Origin of the sequence: Dyella sp. (assembly GCF_036746095.1) — a bacterium.
Lineage (GTDB): Bacteria > Pseudomonadota > Gammaproteobacteria > Xanthomonadales > Rhodanobacteraceae > Dyella_B.
Window position 1 is genome coordinate 78,748 of the sequence record NZ_DAIOEU010000008.1, and the last position, 16,888, is coordinate 95,635.

Consider the following 16,888-nt stretch of genomic DNA (forward strand, 5'->3'; position numbering starts at 1 on the left):
TTAATGCATTACGTAAATCTTCCTACCGTCATTCCGGCGAAGGCCGGAATGACGGTGAGGGGAATTGGCGCATCCAAGGTACGCCACCTATCCTCACAACCGATCGCTGCACCGGATCGCCGTCGGCATAACCTTGTGCATATCGAACACCAGCACTTCATTGCGCCCGCGCCATAGCCACGGACCCGGACAGAACAATCGCTGCTGCGGCCCGATGCGCCAATAGCGCCCCAGCAAATGGCCATTGATCCACACATAGCCTTTGTCCCAATCGCTCATGTCGATATAGCAATCGCCAACCTTGTCGAGCGTAAAGACCGCCTTGAAGAACATGCCCGGACGCAAGCGTGACGGCGAATCCGCACGCATCGGTGGCAAGCCGGCAATGTAAGTGTCGTCCAAGGGCAAGCTGTGCGCCTGCCAGCCGTGCAACTCCTCGCCATCCAGCGTGACCGCACCGACAATGCCTTTGAAGTCGTACATCGCCTGGCCATAGCCCACGTGGCCGAAGCTGTCGACAAGAACATCCACCACCGTACCGGCGCCGTTCGCCGGCGGTGGAATGTCGACGTAGTTCTTTACATGCAAGCCAGGTTTGTTCACGCGCGACACATAATCCAGGTATTTGCCGTCGCTGAAGATCGTGCCGTAGTCGCGCAAACCTTCCATGTTGAGCATGCCACCGTTGAGCAGCGTCTTGCGGTACACCACCATGCCCTGGTTCTGCGCAAACAGCATTTCATTCGGATCGGGCTTCTTCACCAGCCGCGACGGCAGCGGCAAGTTATCCCAGATCGACGCATAGGGCTGCGCGATCAACTCGGGGAAATGCGCCAGCGGCACCGGCGGCGGCAGCTCGGCCGGCGGATGCGGCAAATGCGCGGCGATGGTTTTGCGGAAAGCGTGGTAATCGCGCGTGGGATCGCCGCGTTCGTTGATCGGCGCGCCATAGTCGTAGCTGGTGATCACCGGCTCGAAATTGGCGTAGTCATTGCGCACATTGGCGCCGGCCGTGAAGCCGAAATTGGTGCCGCCGTGCACCATGTACATGTTGAAGGAGCGGCCTTGTTCCATCAGCTTGCGCAGCGTCGGCAGATAGTTGCCGTGCTGGAACGTGAAATCACCCCAGTGCGTCAGCCAGCCGGGATAGCCTTCGCTCATCCATACCGGTGCATCCCCGGCGATATCCTGCGCAGCGGCGAAATCCGTATCGCCATCCAGCCCCAGCGCGGCACCGGGCACGTAGGTGCCGGCCTTCTGCAATTGGCCCAGGCCATCGGCAATCGAGAACGGGCCGTCGATCCCATGCGCCTGCCACATCGTGCGCAAGCGCAAGAGATACGCCGTGTTGTGTCCAAACGAGGCGTATTCGTTCTCGATCTGCACCATCAAAATCGGGCCGCCATTGTTTGCCATCAACGGTGCGATCTTCGGCCCTATCGCATCCATGTAGCGCTCCACCGCCTGCATGTAGCGTGCATCGTCCTTGGTGCGCACGCGGATGGAAGGGTCGCGCAGCAGGTAAGCCGGCAAGCCGCCCAGATCCCACTCGGCGCACACATATGGGCCGGGGCGCAGATACACCCACATGCCCTCCTCCTGGCACAGCTTGAGGAAACGCACGAAATCGCGGTTCTCGGTGCTGAAGTCCCACACGCCGGGTTCGCTTTCGAAGTAGTTCCACATCAGGCAGATCGCGATGGTGTTGAGGCCCATCGCCTTGGCCATGTGGATACGGTGCCGCCAGTAATCGTTGGGAATGCGCGCGGGATGCATCTCGCCGCTGCGGATCTGGAACGGCGCGCCATCGAGCAGGAAGTGCTGCCGGCTGAGTTCGAAGCGATGGGGTTTGCCGTCGGGTGTGGGTTCGATGGCGGGCTTGGCGGTGGTTTCCTGCGCGGCCAGCGGAAGTGCTGCTGCCAGCGGCGTCAGCACGGCGAATCGAAGAAAGTCGCGTCGTTGCATGAATCCCTCGAAAAGAACAGCCGTCTCCATGGCCGTCATTCCCGCGAAAGCGGGAATGACGGCCATGGGGTTACATGGCACAACCGCCGGAGGTTACCTCAAGGCGTCAGTTCAAGGGTCAATACTTCGAACGGCGCCAGCGTGACCGTGCTCACACGATCAGCATCCAACTGCGCCGGCACATCGCCACCACTCTTCCACACATCACGCACATGGAACAGGCGTGCCGCAGCTTTAGGCAATTCCAACTGCCGCTGCAGATCGATCACCGCCGTCTGCGAACGTGCATCCGGATTGCGCAAAGTGATGATGGATTTCTCCGGCGACCACGCCGCCCAGCCGTACACATCAAGCCGCCCCGGATCGCCGCCGATCCAGTGCGAATCGCGCAGCACGTCGGCATTGGCGCGCGACCACTTCGCCGCAGCAGCCAGCATGTCCCAGTCATCCTTGCCCAGCAACGACGGCGTGATGTACATCTCCTGCAACTGCGTGCCGGTGGCGAAGTAGGAATGCACTTCGTTGGCAAAGTCATGCCCCGGATCGGTATTCAAGCGCTTGTTCATCTGCGCATAGATGATGCCGTGGAGCATCAGCGAGTTGAGCGGAAACAGCGGCCCCTGGATCACGATGTTCTCGTAGGTCTGCTGGTCGCGATAAGTAATCCACTGCTCGCGCTCGGTACCCACGCCCGCATGCCAATCGTCTTCGCCGCCGCGCCAGATCGAATCGGCATAGCGCAGCCAGAACGGCGAGGCCCACGTGCCGGTGGTCAAGTTGATGAAGGTATCGGGCTTGTCGGCGCGGATATCCTTGATCAGCTCGATCGCCGCGGCAAAATCGCTATCGAACGTACTGCCGGGGAACACGCTGTTCGCGTTGCCGGTGCCGTCGAACTTGAACTGGTTGATGCCGTCTTCGTTGAGCAGCTTCATCACCACGTCGTGGAAGCGCTGGTAGTACTTGGGCCCCGATAGCGCCAGGCCATCGTTGACGATTTCATAGCCGGCCGCTTTGCCATTCTTTACCCGTTCCTCTTTCGGCGTGCTGTACCCGCCCCATGGCGACAACCACATGCCCGGCGCGGCATCGTATCTGGCAGCGGCTTCCTTCAGCGGCACGAAGCCATGCGGGAAATCCTTGCTGAAGTTCCAGCTGCCGGAGCGATCGTCCCAGCCATCGTCGAACAGGAAGGAGTCGAGCTTCACGCCGCGCTTCACCGTCAGCTCCTGGCCGAAGGCGTTGATACGATCCAGCGCTTCGGCTTCTGTGTATGGCGTGAAATAACCGATGTCGTACCAGGAGTTGTAATGCAGGAACGGCCGATACGGATGCGCCCGCTCGCGTTCCACATAAGTGGCGAAATCGCGGCGCAGCTGGCCATCGCGCACCGCGCCCACCACGGCGGAATACGTGATGGATTGCCCTTTGCGCAACGGCAGGCTGCGCGCCATCGACAGCATCACATGCTTGCCGCGCACTTCGCTGTCGGAGAGTGGATTTTCCAGGCCCATGTAGAGATTGCCTGCCACGACTGGCGAGCCCTTTACCACGCCGTCCACTTCGGCGTGATCCATGCTGGAAGGTAGTAGCGAAACGCCGGTCAGCGGTTCATCCTGCTTCAGCGCAGTGATGACGATCTGCTCGCGCAGATAAGGTGAACCTTCCCGCTGGATAAGCAACCATTGCACGCGGAAACGATGATCTTCGTCACCGAACACGGCGCGGACGGCCTTGCCAGGTTGGCGATCGGCAAGCGTGGAAGCTTTTGCATCGGCGGCTAAGACCTGTTCCGATGGCGGGACCAGCAGTTGCATATCGCCGGCCTTGATCGCTTGCTTGTTGGGCAGCATCAAGGCGAACAGTTCGTCGACCTTCAGCACTTGTCCATTGTCGCGGCCAGTGATGGTGATGGCGGAGAGCTTGCCGTCTGCTACTTGCCATTGCGCGTCGATGGCGGCGTTGCCGAAGCTGGCCTGGCCTTGGGTGATGGCGTAGGCGGGTGTGCCTGGGTTGAGGACGACGGTGTCGTTGGCGTGTGCACCTAGCCATATGCACGCCAGGCTCGCGGCCAATGCTTTTTTATAGTGGGTTCGATACATGCAATGCCTCATGTCTACGCTGATCTCGAATCATGCCTCACCGTCATTCCGGCGAAGGCCGGAATCCAGTAAAGAATGGCGTGCGCAGCACACGACATAAAGATTTTGAGTGCTGCGCACAACGTATTTGAACTGGATTCCGGCGTTCGCCGGAATGACGAACCTCAAAACCTCTGCTGATACCGCATATACACAAACCTCCCCAGGTCATACGACGAATTGAAATCAAACGGCGTATCCCCGCTCGCATAGCCGCCATACACGTTCGGACTCACGCGATTGAAAATATCGTTCGCACCCAGCGAAAGGGTCGCATTCCACGGCGCGTTCCAATACACCTGCACGTCGTTGAAGGTCACTGAGGGAACCTGCGTCTGCGGCATTACGCCCACGCCCGGCGCGTAATAGTCCGGCAAGGTACACGGGAAAGCCGTGATACCCAACGACGGATCGAATGCACAATTGGACTTGTACGGCGAAAAATAGCGTGCCGTCCAGCTGGCGCCAAAGTTGTGCCAGCTCCAACTCAACGTCACGTTGCCGCGTAGCCGCCATGCGCTGTAGAAGTTCTGCGTGTTGCCAGCCATGTAGACGACGTTGGAACCCACCGTCGGCAGCATGTTGAACTCGGTAAGATAGGTGCCGTTCATACCCAGCTTGAAGTCGCCGAAGCGCGTCTGCGGGAAGCGGTAATTGGCCGAGAAATCGTAGCCGCGCTCTTTCATCCAGCCCGCGTTCGTTTCCAGGTTCAGCAGGTCGATGATCTGCCCTGTAGCCGGATCGCGCTGGAACTGGCCGCAGGCGGAGGTGATGCTGTACTGGTAGCAATCGGCCAAGAGTTGGTCATTGCTGATGCCGGTGATCAGGTTGCGGATGTTGTATGCCCACCAGTCGACGGTGGCATCGAAGCCGGGCAGCCACGACGGGCTGTAGACCAGGCCGATGTCGCCGTTGTACGAGGTTTCCGGCCGCAGCTTCGGGTTGCCGCCGGTCCAGTTGGTACTCGGCATGTAGCCGGAGCCGCTCGGTGTGTTGATGGGAACACCGGTGTTGTCGGTTTGGCGGAAATCCGCCGCCACGCCTGGAATACCACCGAAGCCGGTCAGGCAGCGCTGCGCCACCACCGGACTTTGACCGTACGCGGAAGAGCCGTACACCGCATCGCAAGGATCGGTGAACGTGCCGGCCGGATAGCGCCCCTGGTAAAGATCGTTGACGGTCGGCGCGCGGAAACCCGTGCCATAGCTGGCACGCAACAGCACGTCATTGATCGGCTTCCAGGTCAGCTTGAACGAGCTGTTGGTGGTGCTGCCGAAGTTGCTGTAGCGCGAATAGCGCGTGGCGACGTCCAGGCTCAGGCTTTGCGCGCCGGGCAAGTCTTTCAGCAGTGGCGCGTTGATTTCCGCATACGCCTCGTTGAGGTTGTAGGCACCGCTGTTCGGCGCCACGCCACCATCGGTGGATGCGCCCGTATAGGCAAACGCATCGGGGCTGTCGTAACCGGATTCGTCACGATGCTGCACACCGGTGGAGAACGTCAGGTCGCCGCCCGGCAGCGCGAACAGATTGCCGCCGAAGTCGGCCACCCATGCGCGTTCGTTGCTGCCGTAATGCTCGACGCTATCGATCGCGATGTAGTTGAGCATCTGCGGCGTCAGTGGCGCCAGCGGATTCATCGGCACGCAACCGGCAATCACGTGCGCCGGCGTACCGCACACCACCGTGCCGTCCTGCAGGAACGACGGCCCCAGGCCGTTGGCGACATTGACCAGGTTGAAATACCCCGTGCGCACGTTCACGCCGCTGATCTTGCTGTCATACATGTAGACGTCCCAATTGAAATCGTGCGTGCCGAGACTGAACACACCATCCACGCCAAAGCTGTATCGGTAATTCTTGGGATCGTTGTAGCTGCGATAGCTGTCGTCGGCGATGCGCTGGGCGATGCTGAGATCCTTCACGCCATACACCGGGTTGTAATAGCTGTATTGGGACAGCAGCGAAGGAAAGGCGCCGTGCCCGCCTATGCCGGAATAGAACAGCGGCACACCGGACTTGGCGTACTCGTAGTCGGCGTTGTAGCCGTAGTTGAACTTGAAGGTGATGTTGTCGGTGACCTTGTAGTGCGCGTCCAGATACAGGTTCTTGGTGCGGTCGGCCGTCAGCACCATCGTGCGGCGAGCGTTGTTGTTGTTGTAGGTCTGGTCGCCGGGGTTGACGATATCGCCATCAGCTCCATAGGTGGGGCCGACATAGCTGTGGTAATCGGCAGGATTCATCGGATTGCCGCCAGGGTTGAGCACCAACCTGCCGCCACCGGCGAACGAAGCCGGCGCATTGCGGATTTGCGGTTGCGTGTCGTAAGAACTCAACCCGTAATACGGATGCCGCGCGGTATACGGGTACGCCGAGAACGGCCGATCATCCGCCCAAACCGGGCTTTGGTTTTGATACGACAGACTGAGCACGACGCCGAATTTGTCGGTGCTCTTGCCGAGCGTGACGCTGCTCTGCGTCTGGCGGCCGTCGCCGTGCGGCACGTACTCGCCGTTATAGGTATCGAGCTGCACGCCGTTGAAGTTTTTCTTGGTAATGATGTTCACCACGCCGGCAATCGCGTCCGACCCGTACACCGCCGAAGCACCGGTGGCGAGCACATCGATGTGATCGACGATGGCCGTGGGAATCACGTTGATATTGGTATAGCCGCCATGCGCGGCACCAATACGCTGACCATCCACCAGCACCAGCGTGCGCATTGCACCCAGGCCACGCAGGTCGATAAAGGCGCCGCCCTGGTTCGGGCCCAGATCGCCCGGCGCGCTGCGGCTCAGATCCGGTGGTGACATGGAAGAAACGTTCTGCAATAACTGGCCGACGGTGGCGAAGCCTTGTTTCTGAATGTCTGCCGCACTGATCGTCACCACCGGTTGCGCGTCTGCCACGTCCACGCTGGGGATGTTGGAACCCGTCACCGTGACGGCCTGCAAACTCACCGGCTTCCTGGTCGTTGCCTGGTCGGCATCATTATGACTGGAGGTAGTTTGTGCGCTGGCATATCCAGCCAGAGACAAACCCGCCAGCACCATCGTTATTTGCAAGGCCAAGGCTTTTTTGCGGCAAGCCGGGGCCGTTGTGCCGCGCGTCGCTTCGCGGCATCCCGTGTTTTTCGCAAACATCTGGAACTACCCTCCCGTGTTGTTTTGCGGCATGGCACGGAGCGGGTCCGTGCGTGCGCGTGTCATGTCCGAGCGAAAGATCCCCTTGCGCGGCGGACTTGTTGTGGATGCTGAAAGCTCCTGTCTTGCTGGAAATCACTCCCTCCCCTCGTGCAAGGGAGGGCGCAGGTGAAGTTATTCCATCTTGCGAAATGCTTGATCTCGTCATTCCGGCGCAGGCCGGAATCCAGCTTGAATACGCCGTGCGGAGCATTCGGCATAAAAAATGACGTGTCCTTCGGACGCATGTTTGAACCTGATTCCGGCCTGCGCCGGAATGACGATGAGGCGTTGGCTGGCATTGCAGCAAGCCTATGCAACCCCACCCCAACCCTCCCCTGTGCACAGGGGAGGGAGCAAGATTCGGCAGATTGAAGTTCGATATAAAACATCATCACGAACCTCCTTATGCACCCGCTAAAGCCGGCGCACTGTCACGCCAGGCACCAGCGCATCCACCCTGCCGCGCTCCGCATACCCGGTCTCTTCCGATTCCGCATTCGCCACGCCACAAGCCACCGCCAAGCGCAGCGCCTGCTCCAGCGGCAGCTCGCGCTTGATCGCCACCGCCATGCCGGCAAGAAAGCAATCGCCTGAACCCACCGCATTGCGTAATGGCTTTGATGCAAGCTGTGCGTGCCACACGCCGGTATCGTCCGCGGCGATGGCACCGAGTTCGCCCAGCGTCACCACCGGCATCGCGATGCCGCGCTCGCGCAGTGCAGTCACTGCCAGCTGCGCAGCTTCGACGTCGACTACCGGATGACCGACTAGCGCGCTGATTTCGTCACGATTGGGCTTCACCAAAAAGGGTTTTGCGGCCACGGCCTGGCGCAACACCTCGCCCGATGCGTCAACCAGGCAAGGCTTGCCGAGATCGTGCGCAAAGTCGACCAGGCCGGCGTAGAGATCATCGGCGAAGCCGCGCGGCAGGCTGCCGGAGAGAATCACCAGATCGCTCTTCTCCGCGCTGCGGCCGAATTCGCGCAGCAGGTCGTCCTGCTCGAGCTGGCTGAGCTGCGGCCCTTGCCCCAGCACTTCGGTCATGCTGCCGCTTGTTTCCTGCAGGGCGAAGCATTGACGCAGATGTCCTTCGATTTCCACGCCACGGAACAACACACCGCGCGCACTCAACTGGCGCGCAATAAACGACTCGTAGGCATCGTCGACCGGTCCGACCAGCCGCACGCGCTCGCCCAGCGCCGCGATGGTCTGCGCCACATGCACTCCCTTGCCGCCAGGATAGATTTTTTCCGCACGCATGCGGTGCACTTCGCCGGGCGTCAAGGCGTCGATCTGGATGAAGCGATCGATCGCGGTATTGAAGCCGGCGACGGTGATCATGGCGTGGTCCTTATCAGCCTTTGCGCTTCATCCGCCGTGGCTTGCCGCGTGGTGCCGCCGATGCCGCGCGTGGACAGGCTGCCGCACGCGCTGCCCCAACGCATGCAATCGAGCCATGGCATCTCGCGCAGCCATGCATGCAGAAAGCCGGCATCGAAGGAATCGCCGGCGCCGGTGGTATCGACGGCATCGATGGCATACGCCGGCACGTCCAGCCATTGCGCGCCTTGCAGGCTGGTGCAACCTAGCCGCCCGCGCTTGACCACGGTGCGCGTGCGCCCGTTCTGCACGAAGCGCAAGGCTGCGTGCAAATCGCTGCAGCCGGTAATGGCCAGCAATTCTTTTTCGTTGGGCAGGAAGAGGTCGACCTCGTTCAAGGTCTCAAGCAGGTCCGCGCCCCATTGCTGGGCCGGATCGAAACCCGGATCCAGCGAAGTGCTGAGTCCGGCCCGCTTTGCACGCGCGAACAATTCGCGGCAATCCGCGCGCAAGCCTTTCTGCAGGTAATACGAGGAGATGTGCAGATGGCCGGCACTTTGCAGCCACGCGTCGACGATTTCATCCGCGCGCAGTTCCGACATCGCCCCCGGGTAGGTCACCAGCGCGCGATCCTGCCGGGTAGAGAGCGATGCCGTCACGCCGGTGCGCAAGGCAGGATCGGGGCTCAGCGTCGACACGTCGATGCCGGCATCGCGCAAGGCCTGCATGCAGAACGCACCGGAGGCATCCGCACCCAGCAGGCCGTGAAACATCACGGCATTGCCCAGGCGCGCCAGGCCCATCGCGCAGATCATCGACGAACTGCCCGGCGTCATCAGGAAATCTTCCGCCAGCACCTCCTGCCCCGCTGCGGGAAAGGCGTGGCAGCCCTTGAACACGAAGTCGACGTTGATCTCGCCGATCGCCAGGATGCGCGCCGGCGTGCTCATGGCGCGGCTCCGTGCAGCGCGAAGTCTTCGACGACGCGCGTCAGCACGCCTTCGGAAGGCGTATCCGGCTTGCCGCCCAGTTCAAGGCAGCGGAAGAAAGCCAGCAGTTGCGCCACCACCACGCCCGCCAGCAAGGGCGGCACATCCGGGTTCGACGCGCTGGCGGAGGTCGTGATCGCCACGTCGCCGGCGCAAAGCAAGTCCGCCGGAATATCATCGCCCACCACCAGTTTCGCCATGCCGAGTTGCTTGCGCGACAGCTCGCGCAGCACATCGCATTCGTAATGGCGCACAGTGGGATCGGCCGACAGCATCGCGACTACCAGCGTGTGCGGATGCACGAACGACATCGGCCCATGGCGCAGGCCGAGGAAGGTTTCCGCCATCGTGACCACCTTGCCACCCGTCATCTCCAGCATCTTCAAGGCACCTTCGCGCGCGGCGCCGAACGCCGCACCACTGCCGAGATAGACGGCCGCGTGCAGGTCGCGTGCGGCCAGCGCGGCGATCGCGTCCACATGCGTATCGACGATGCGCTGCGCATTCGCGGCAGCTTGTTCGATGGCCTCGGCATGCAAGGCATCGCGCAGCAAGCCGAGGCCACCCAGCACCAGGTTGGTGAAGCTGCTGGTCATTACCAGGCTGCGGTCGTTGGTGCGCTCGTCCAGCACCAGCGCGCTCACGCGCGGCTCCTCGCGGTATTGCGTGGCCAGCCTGCCTTCGGCGTTGCAGGTGATCACCAGATGCCGCCACGCAGGCGCGTCGGCCAGCAAGGTATCCACTACCGCGGCACTTTCCGGGCTGTCGCCGGAACGTGCCATCGAGATCAGCAAGCCCGGCCCTGGCGGCAGTACGCTGCGCCAATGGGTGAGCAAGGTGCCCGCCGCGATCGCCTGCACCGGCATGCCGAGCGCCGCTTGCAGCAGGGGCGCCAGGCATTCGCCGATATAGATGGAGCTGCCCGAGCCGGTCAGCACGAGCTGCGCCGGGCGCGGATCGAGGGCTTTGCCCAGCGGCGCTTGCGCCGCCGCGTCATGCACACGCTGAAAGGTGTGCTGCCAGGTGGCGGGCTGTTGCAGGATCTCGCGCAGGGTATTGGCATAGCCGGCGGCATGCTGGGCCTCGGCAGGCTTTTCCAGCAAGGCCGCCAGCATGTCGTTTTCTTTCGTTTTCTTATGAAGACTTGACATTTTGTCCGATTTGCCCGAATGTGAAATCATTCGATGACGACTCAAGAGTATTCGAAATGAAAGATCACTTACAAGAGCTTTCGAAAGCTTCCGAAAAATTTTCCAGGCTTGCTCTTTCCCACGGCAAGCGCACGCGCCTATGGCGGCTGATGTACGGCCATGGCCCCCGCAATGGCAGCTTATTAGTGCTGCCGCTGGACCAGGGGCTGGAACACGGACCTACGGATTTCTTTCCCAATCCTCCGGCGATCGACCCGGAGTATCAGTTCCGCCTTGCGGTGGAGGGTAATTTCTCCGCGATCGCGCTGGGCGTGGGCCTGGCGGAAAAGTACCTGGGCGACTGGTGCGGGCAAATTCCGCTGATTCTCAAGCTCAATGGCAAAACCAACATCCCCAGCGATGCGGAAGCCACCTCGCCGCTGTTCGCCTCGGTGGAAGACGCGGTACGCCTGGGTGCGGATGCGGTGGGCTACACCATGTACGTCGGCTCGCCGCGCCAGCACGACGAGTTTCGCCAGTTCGAAAAAGTGCGCCAGGATTGCGAACGCTTCGGCATGCCACTGGTGCTGTGGTCGTATCCGCGCGGCACGGCGATCGATGCCAAGGGCGGCAAGGGCAGCCTGTATGCGCAGGATTACGCTGCACGGGTTGCGCTGGAGCTGGGTGCGGACATCGTGAAATTGCATGAGCCCGATGACAGCACCGCCAACACGCCCAAGCCGTACGACACGTTGCAGGAAGATGCCCCCACCCGCACGCAACGCGTGGTGCGCTCGGCCGGCCGCACCATGGTGTTGTTCTCCGGTGGCGAAAAGAACGACGACGATGCCGCCGTGCTGCGCAAGGTGGAGTTCTACATGGCCGCCGGCGCGACGGGTGTGATGTTTGGTCGCAATATGTGGCTGCGTCCGCTCGATCAGGCGCTTGCGCTGGTGCGGCAGGTGCATCAGATCATGGCGAAATACCCGCGCTGACGCGCGTTCTTTGCCCGCCATTCCGGCGCAGGCCGGAATCCAGTACAAATAGGACGTGCGTAGCACACGACATGAAAAATGATGAGTGCTGCGCACGGTGTATTTAACTGGATTCCGGCCTGCGCCGGAATGACGGTGTGTATTACCCCGAGCATCTGGACAACTCGTCAGCCATGCCAAACCGCCAGCAAAAATCAGCCTCGCGACCCTGGTACTTCCGCGCCCAAACCCGCGCCGGTTGCTTCTGCTGTGCCCCACCCCGCGGCGCCGGCACCCTTCAAGCCAGCGGCAAAAACCCGCTGCAAACCGCACCCGAGTGCAGCAAGAACGACCTTCGCCTCAAAGACTTCAAACCGCGCAGCATGTTGCGCGTGCCGAAAACGCGCATCGAAAAACCACCCTTCCCGGTAATCGACGCACACACCCATCTCACCTGGTCCACGCACGTGCGCAGCGGCGTGTCGGTCGGTGAAGACATCACCGTGTTCGCCCAGCCGGAAGACCTGCTGCCGGTGATGGATCGCAAAGGCATCCGCACCCTGGTCAATCTCACTGGCGGTGTCGGCAAAGGCCTGGAGCAAAGCATCGCGCTGTTCGATCAAGCCGCGCCGGGGCGCTTCATCACACTCACCGAGCCGTCATTCGAATACTTTCCGCACGCGAACTATTCGCAGTTTCAAGCCGATGCCATCGCGCACGCGCACCATATCGGCGCACGCGGCTTGAAGCTGCTGAAAACGCTGGGGCTGTACCTGCGCGAACAGCTGGACAGCGGCCCGCTCGTCGCGGTGGACGATCGCCGCTTCGATCCGATGTGGGAAGCCTGCGCCGCCTACGACATGCCGGTATTCATGCACGTTTCCGATCCGGAAGCATTTTTCCTGCCGACCGACGAGCACAACGAGCGCTACGAAGAACTCAGCAAGCACCCGGACTGGTCGTTCTACGGCCCGGAATTCCCCAGCAACGAAGCACTGCTCGCCGCGCGCGACCGCGTGATTGCCCGCCACCCGAAGACCACCTTCGCATTGATGCACGTGGGCAACTGGGCGGAAAACCTTCAAGCGGTGGCCGATTGCCTGGACCGCTTCCCCAACACCCTGGTCGACATCAGCGCGCGCATCGGCGAACTCGGCCGCCAGCCGCGCACGGCGCAGCGCTTTTTCGACAAATACCAGGACCGCATCCTGTTCGGCACCGACGCCGTGCCCTCGCCCTACGGCGACGACGTACCGCAGCAGCTGTTCTGCGACGAGCTCTACGACATCTATTACCGCTTTCTCGAAACCGAGGACGAATACTTCGACTACGCCCCCGCCGAGGTGCCCCCGCAAGGCCGCTGGTCGATCTACGGGCTGGGCCTGAAAGACAGCGTGCTGCGCAAGATATACCATGACAACGCCGCCAGACTGCTAAAGCTCGCCCCCTCATGAGTGAACCCCGCGCCGCCGCCCCCACGCAACGCCTGCTTGTCGAAGAGCGCCGACGCCTGATCGTCGAATACATCGAAGCCAACGGACGCGCCACGGTGGAGGAACTCGCCACCCGCTTCGGCACCTCCACCGTCACCATCCGCAACGACCTGGAATCCCTCGCCCGCGTCGGCGCCATCGCCCGCTCGCACGGCGGTGCCCTGCCCGCCACCCAGACCTTCACCAACGACGTGCCCTTGAACATCAAGGAAACACGCTCGCATGCGCAAAAATTGCGCATCGGTCAGGCAGCCGCCAAGCTCATCCATGACGGCGACACCATCATCCTCGATTCCGGCTCCACCACCGCGGAAATCGCGCGGCAGATCCGGCAGATGAAATTCGAGTCGCTGACGGTGGTGACCAATGCACTCAACATCGCGCTGGAGCTCTCCGGCCTGCCCAACATCCGCGTGATGATGCTCGGTGGTTTGCTGCGCCCTACTGCTTATTCACTGGTGGGGCCGGATGCGGAACAGGCGCTGTCGCGCATCTCCGCCGACAAGCTGTTTCTGGGCGTGGACGGTATCGATCCCACCGTCGGCGTCACCACGCCCGATCCGTTGGAAGCCTCGCTCAATGCGCTGATGATCCGCGTCTCCCGCGAAACCATCGCGGTGTTCGACGCGAGCAAGCTGGGGCAGCGCAGCCTTTCGGTGATTACGCCGGTGTCGACGTTGAATACGGTGATTACCGATGAAAGTGCGCAGGAGGAAATGATTGAGGCGCTGCGCAGTGCGGGTGTTGGCGTGATGCTGGTGTAACCGCCTTACACCACATATCCCCTCACCGTCATTCCGGTGAAGGCCGGAATCCAGTAAAAAACACGTTGGGCGAAGCACTCAACATAAAAGGTTAGGCGTGCTTCGCACGACGTATTTAACTGGATTCCGGCCTTCGCCGGAATGACGATAAGGCAAGGACATGCCCTTCGGGAATCAAAGACAACCCTGCGTTTACATGCTCGCCAGCCAGAGAAACGGCACGCTCTACATCGGCGTTACAAGCGACTTGATCAAACGCGCCTGGCAGCACAAGAACAACCTCGCGCCCGGATTTTCCAATCAATACCATGCCCACCTGCTGGTCTGGTACGAGCTTCACGCCACCATGGAATCTGCCATCAGCAGGGAGAAACTATTGAAGGGCTGGAAGCGAGCCTGGAAACTCCGCCTTATCGAGGAAAGCAACCCCGAATGGGTCGACCTCTACCCCTCCATCCTTTAGCGCCATCTCCCACCATCGTCATTCCGGCGAAGGCCGGAATCCAGTCAAATACATCGTGCGTAGCACTCCTATTTTTTTTATGTCGAGTGCTTCGCACGCCATGTTTTAACTGGATTCCGGCGTTCGCCGGAATGACGACCACGGCAACCCATCACCAAGCCCGCTCCAACGCCGCCACCTGCCGCTCCAAGCGCGGCCCCAGATAACAATGCGACCCGCACGCCAACAAGCCCACCTCGCGAAACTCCCGCAGGTACCACGCCGGTGAGCGCAGCGTCAGCTCATGCCGGTCGCCTTCCAGATCATCGCGATTGGTAAACACCTCCAGGAACGCAATTCCTTCCAGCATCTCCCCGATCCCGATCAAGCCCGCACGAATCTCCGCCGGCTTGAGGTAATGCAATACATCCGTGCACACGATCACATCAAAACGCGTATCAAAGCGCAGTTCCGCCAGCTGCCCGAAGCGCGCCAGGCCAATATCCCGGCGGCTGCCATAACGGCGCACCGCGTACTCGCTGGAATCCAGCCCGCGATACGCCACGTCCGGCCGCAATGCCAGCAACGGTGCGCGCCACACACCCTCGCCGCAACCCACATCCAGCACGTTGCGAATCGGCCGCCCCAGGTAGTACTCGGCTTGCGCCACTACCATCGCCACCTTGCGCTTCAATGCCGCTGCCGAACGCACGGCGTGCCTGGGGTCGCGATACCACTTGTCGAAATAGGCCTGGTCGTAAGTCTTGCGCATGCTTCAGCTCCGTGGGAGCGACGATGGTAACCGCGCTTTAACAGACACGGCGCAAATTCGTGAATCACAGCCGAATATTTCCTTACGCTCGCACCTGGCTCGGTCAGCGCAACAGGCAACCGGGCGTTGAGTGCCTATGTGCCAAGGGGGGACCACCAACCATGCCCACACCACGCTTGAAATACCTGGGCCTGCTGTTGCTTGCCGCGGCGCTGCCGCTGTGGGCCGCTGGCAACGCACCACTCGACGCAGACGATATCGCCTGGCTGCGCCGCGCCAGCTTCGGGCTGGACAGCGTTACCGTCGAACGCTATCGCGAACTGGGCCGTACGCGTTTTCTCGACGAGCAACTGGCCGGCGGCGATGATCCCCTGCCGGCCGCCATCGCGCCATTGATCAACAGTTACGAGGTCTACAACACCTCGCCCGCCAAGCTCATCGCCGACTATCGCGCCGAAGCGAAAAAGGTCAAAGCGGTCGACGCCGCCGACACCAGCGCCAAGGAAATGGCCAAGAAAGACTTCCAGATGTATCGCCGCGTTCTCTACAAGCAAAGCGAGGAAGTGGAGTTGCTGCGCGCCATCTACGGCCAGAACCAGCTGAAAGAGCAGATGGTCTGGTTCTGGCTCAACCACTTCAATATCTACGCTCCCAAGGCCGCCGTGGGCCTGTTCGCCACCGATTACGAAGAGAACGTCATCCGCCCGCACGCGCTGGGCAAGTTCAAGGACCTGGTGATGGCCACGCTGGAAAGCCCGGCCATGCAGTTGTATCTGGACAATGCACACAACGTGCGCGGCAAGACCAACGAAAACTACGCACGCGAATTGATGGAACTGCACACGCTGGGCGTGCATGCCGGCTACACGCAACAGGATGTGCAGCAGCTATCGTTGATCCTGACTGGCGCCGGCATCATTCCGCCGCGCGAAGGCCCCAATATCATCGATGGCGTTGATGGCCGTTTTTTCAATCGGCGCCCTGGCGTGGTGCGCAACGGCCTGTTCGTCTTCCTGCCGGCACGGCACGACTACAGCACCAAGCAATTTCTTGGGCACACCATCAAAGGCAGCGGCTTTGATGAAATCGAACAAGCCGTGGACCTGATCGTGCATCAACCGGCATGTGCGCATTTCATCTCGCAACAGCTGGCGGTTTATTTCATTGCCGATGATCCGCCGCCCGCGCTGGTCAATGCCATGGCCAACACCTTCCAGAACACCGATGGCGATATCGCCGCCGTGCTGCGCACCATGTTCCTTTCCAAATACGCCACCACCGGTGCCGGAAAGAAATTCAAGGACCCCATGCAATTCGTGGCCTCCGCGATGCGCATGAGCTACGACGGCGAACCGATCACCGATGCCGATCCGCTGGTGAACTGGCTCAACCAGATGGCCGAACCGCTGTACGGCCACATCACGCCGGACGGCTATCCCAGCGACAACGCAAGCTGGTCCAGCTCGGGCCAGATGGCGAAACGCTTCGACGTGGCGCGCGCGATCGGCAGCGGACGCAACCGCCTGTTTGCCAATGCGGACGGTGGAGTACAACGCGCCGAGCCACCGATGTTGAACTCCGCGCTGTTCCGGCAAACCCTGGAACCCACACTTTCCAGCGCCACCCGCGATGCACTGGCCAAGGCCAACTCGCCGGCGGAGTGGAATACCTTTCTGCTGTCCTCCCCTGATTTCAATTACCGCTGAGCCAAAGAGG

At 61.3% G+C, this 16,888-nt stretch carries 12 protein-coding genes; 5 read left to right on the plus strand and 7 right to left on the minus strand.

The features are described 5' to 3' along the window. Nucleotides 1-93 precede the first annotated feature (93 nt). From V7M64_RS05860 to V7M64_RS05885, 6 genes are all read right to left on the minus strand, one after another. Entirely contained in the window at nt 94-1,965 is a 1,872-nt protein-coding gene (locus V7M64_RS05860) for a beta-galactosidase (protein WP_333677724.1), read from the minus strand. 98 nt (nt 1,966-2,063) lie between these two features. Beyond that, nucleotides 2,064-4,067 carry an enterotoxin gene (locus tag V7M64_RS05865; RefSeq protein ID WP_333677726.1) on the minus strand — a complete coding sequence of 668 codons (2,004 nt, stop codon included), beginning with the start codon at nt 4,065-4,067 and terminating at the stop codon, nt 2,064-2,066. A gap of 164 nt (nt 4,068-4,231) precedes the next feature. Then, the gene (locus tag V7M64_RS05870; protein ID WP_333677727.1) at nt 4,232-7,063 is read right to left on the minus strand and encodes a TonB-dependent receptor; all 2,832 of its coding nucleotides are present in this window, start codon (nt 7,061-7,063) and stop codon (nt 4,232-4,234) included. A gap of 639 nt (nt 7,064-7,702) precedes the next feature. After that, nucleotides 7,703-8,629 carry a 1-phosphofructokinase family hexose kinase gene (locus tag V7M64_RS05875; RefSeq protein WP_333677728.1) on the minus strand — a complete coding sequence of 309 codons (927 nt, stop codon included), beginning with the start codon at nt 8,627-8,629 and terminating at the stop codon, nt 7,703-7,705. Beyond that, nucleotides 8,626-9,558: a carbohydrate kinase family protein gene (locus V7M64_RS05880; protein ID WP_333677730.1), complete on the minus strand. Its 933-nt coding sequence runs from the start codon at nt 9,556-9,558 to the stop codon at nt 8,626-8,628. The genes V7M64_RS05875 and V7M64_RS05880 overlap by 4 nt, the downstream gene beginning before the upstream one ends. Further along, nucleotides 9,555-10,712, minus strand: coding sequence for a tagatose-6-phosphate ketose isomerase (locus V7M64_RS05885; RefSeq protein WP_333677731.1), 1,158 nt, complete (start codon nt 10,710-10,712; stop codon nt 9,555-9,557). The genes V7M64_RS05880 and V7M64_RS05885 overlap by 4 nt, the downstream gene beginning before the upstream one ends. Nucleotides 10,713-10,804: 92 nt before the next feature. Between V7M64_RS05885 and V7M64_RS05890 the strand changes: the two genes are divergently transcribed. From V7M64_RS05890 to V7M64_RS05905, 4 genes are all read left to right on the plus strand, one after another. Continuing rightward, a complete protein-coding gene (locus V7M64_RS05890) occupies nt 10,805-11,722 on the plus strand; it encodes a fructose-bisphosphate aldolase (protein ID WP_333677732.1) in 918 nt (305 codons plus the stop codon). Between the two features lie 137 nt (nt 11,723-11,859). Then, the gene (locus tag V7M64_RS05895; protein WP_333677733.1) at nt 11,860-13,155 is read left to right on the plus strand and encodes an amidohydrolase family protein; all 1,296 of its coding nucleotides are present in this window, start codon (nt 11,860-11,862) and stop codon (nt 13,153-13,155) included. Beyond that, a complete protein-coding gene (gene agaR, locus V7M64_RS05900) occupies nt 13,152-13,958 on the plus strand; it encodes a transcriptional repressor AgaR (protein ID WP_333677734.1) in 807 nt (268 codons plus the stop codon). Before V7M64_RS05895 ends, agaR begins: the two co-directional genes overlap by 4 nt. A gap of 196 nt (nt 13,959-14,154) precedes the next feature. Next, nucleotides 14,155-14,421, plus strand: coding sequence for a GIY-YIG nuclease family protein (locus V7M64_RS05905; protein ID WP_333677735.1), 267 nt, complete (start codon nt 14,155-14,157; stop codon nt 14,419-14,421). Nucleotides 14,422-14,572: 151 nt separating this feature from the next. Here the strand turns inward: V7M64_RS05905 and V7M64_RS05910 are convergent, their stop codons facing one another. Continuing rightward, nucleotides 14,573-15,172: a class I SAM-dependent methyltransferase gene (locus tag V7M64_RS05910; protein ID WP_333677736.1), complete on the minus strand. Its 600-nt coding sequence runs from the start codon at nt 15,170-15,172 to the stop codon at nt 14,573-14,575. A 161-nt stretch (nt 15,173-15,333) separates the two neighbouring features. On the opposite strand from V7M64_RS05910, the gene V7M64_RS05915 reads away from it, so the two are divergent. Continuing rightward, complete coding sequence (locus tag V7M64_RS05915) at nt 15,334-16,878, plus strand: DUF1800 domain-containing protein (protein WP_333677737.1); 1,545 nt, start codon at nt 15,334-15,336, stop codon at nt 16,876-16,878. The last annotated feature ends 10 nt before the right edge of the window (nt 16,879-16,888 follow it).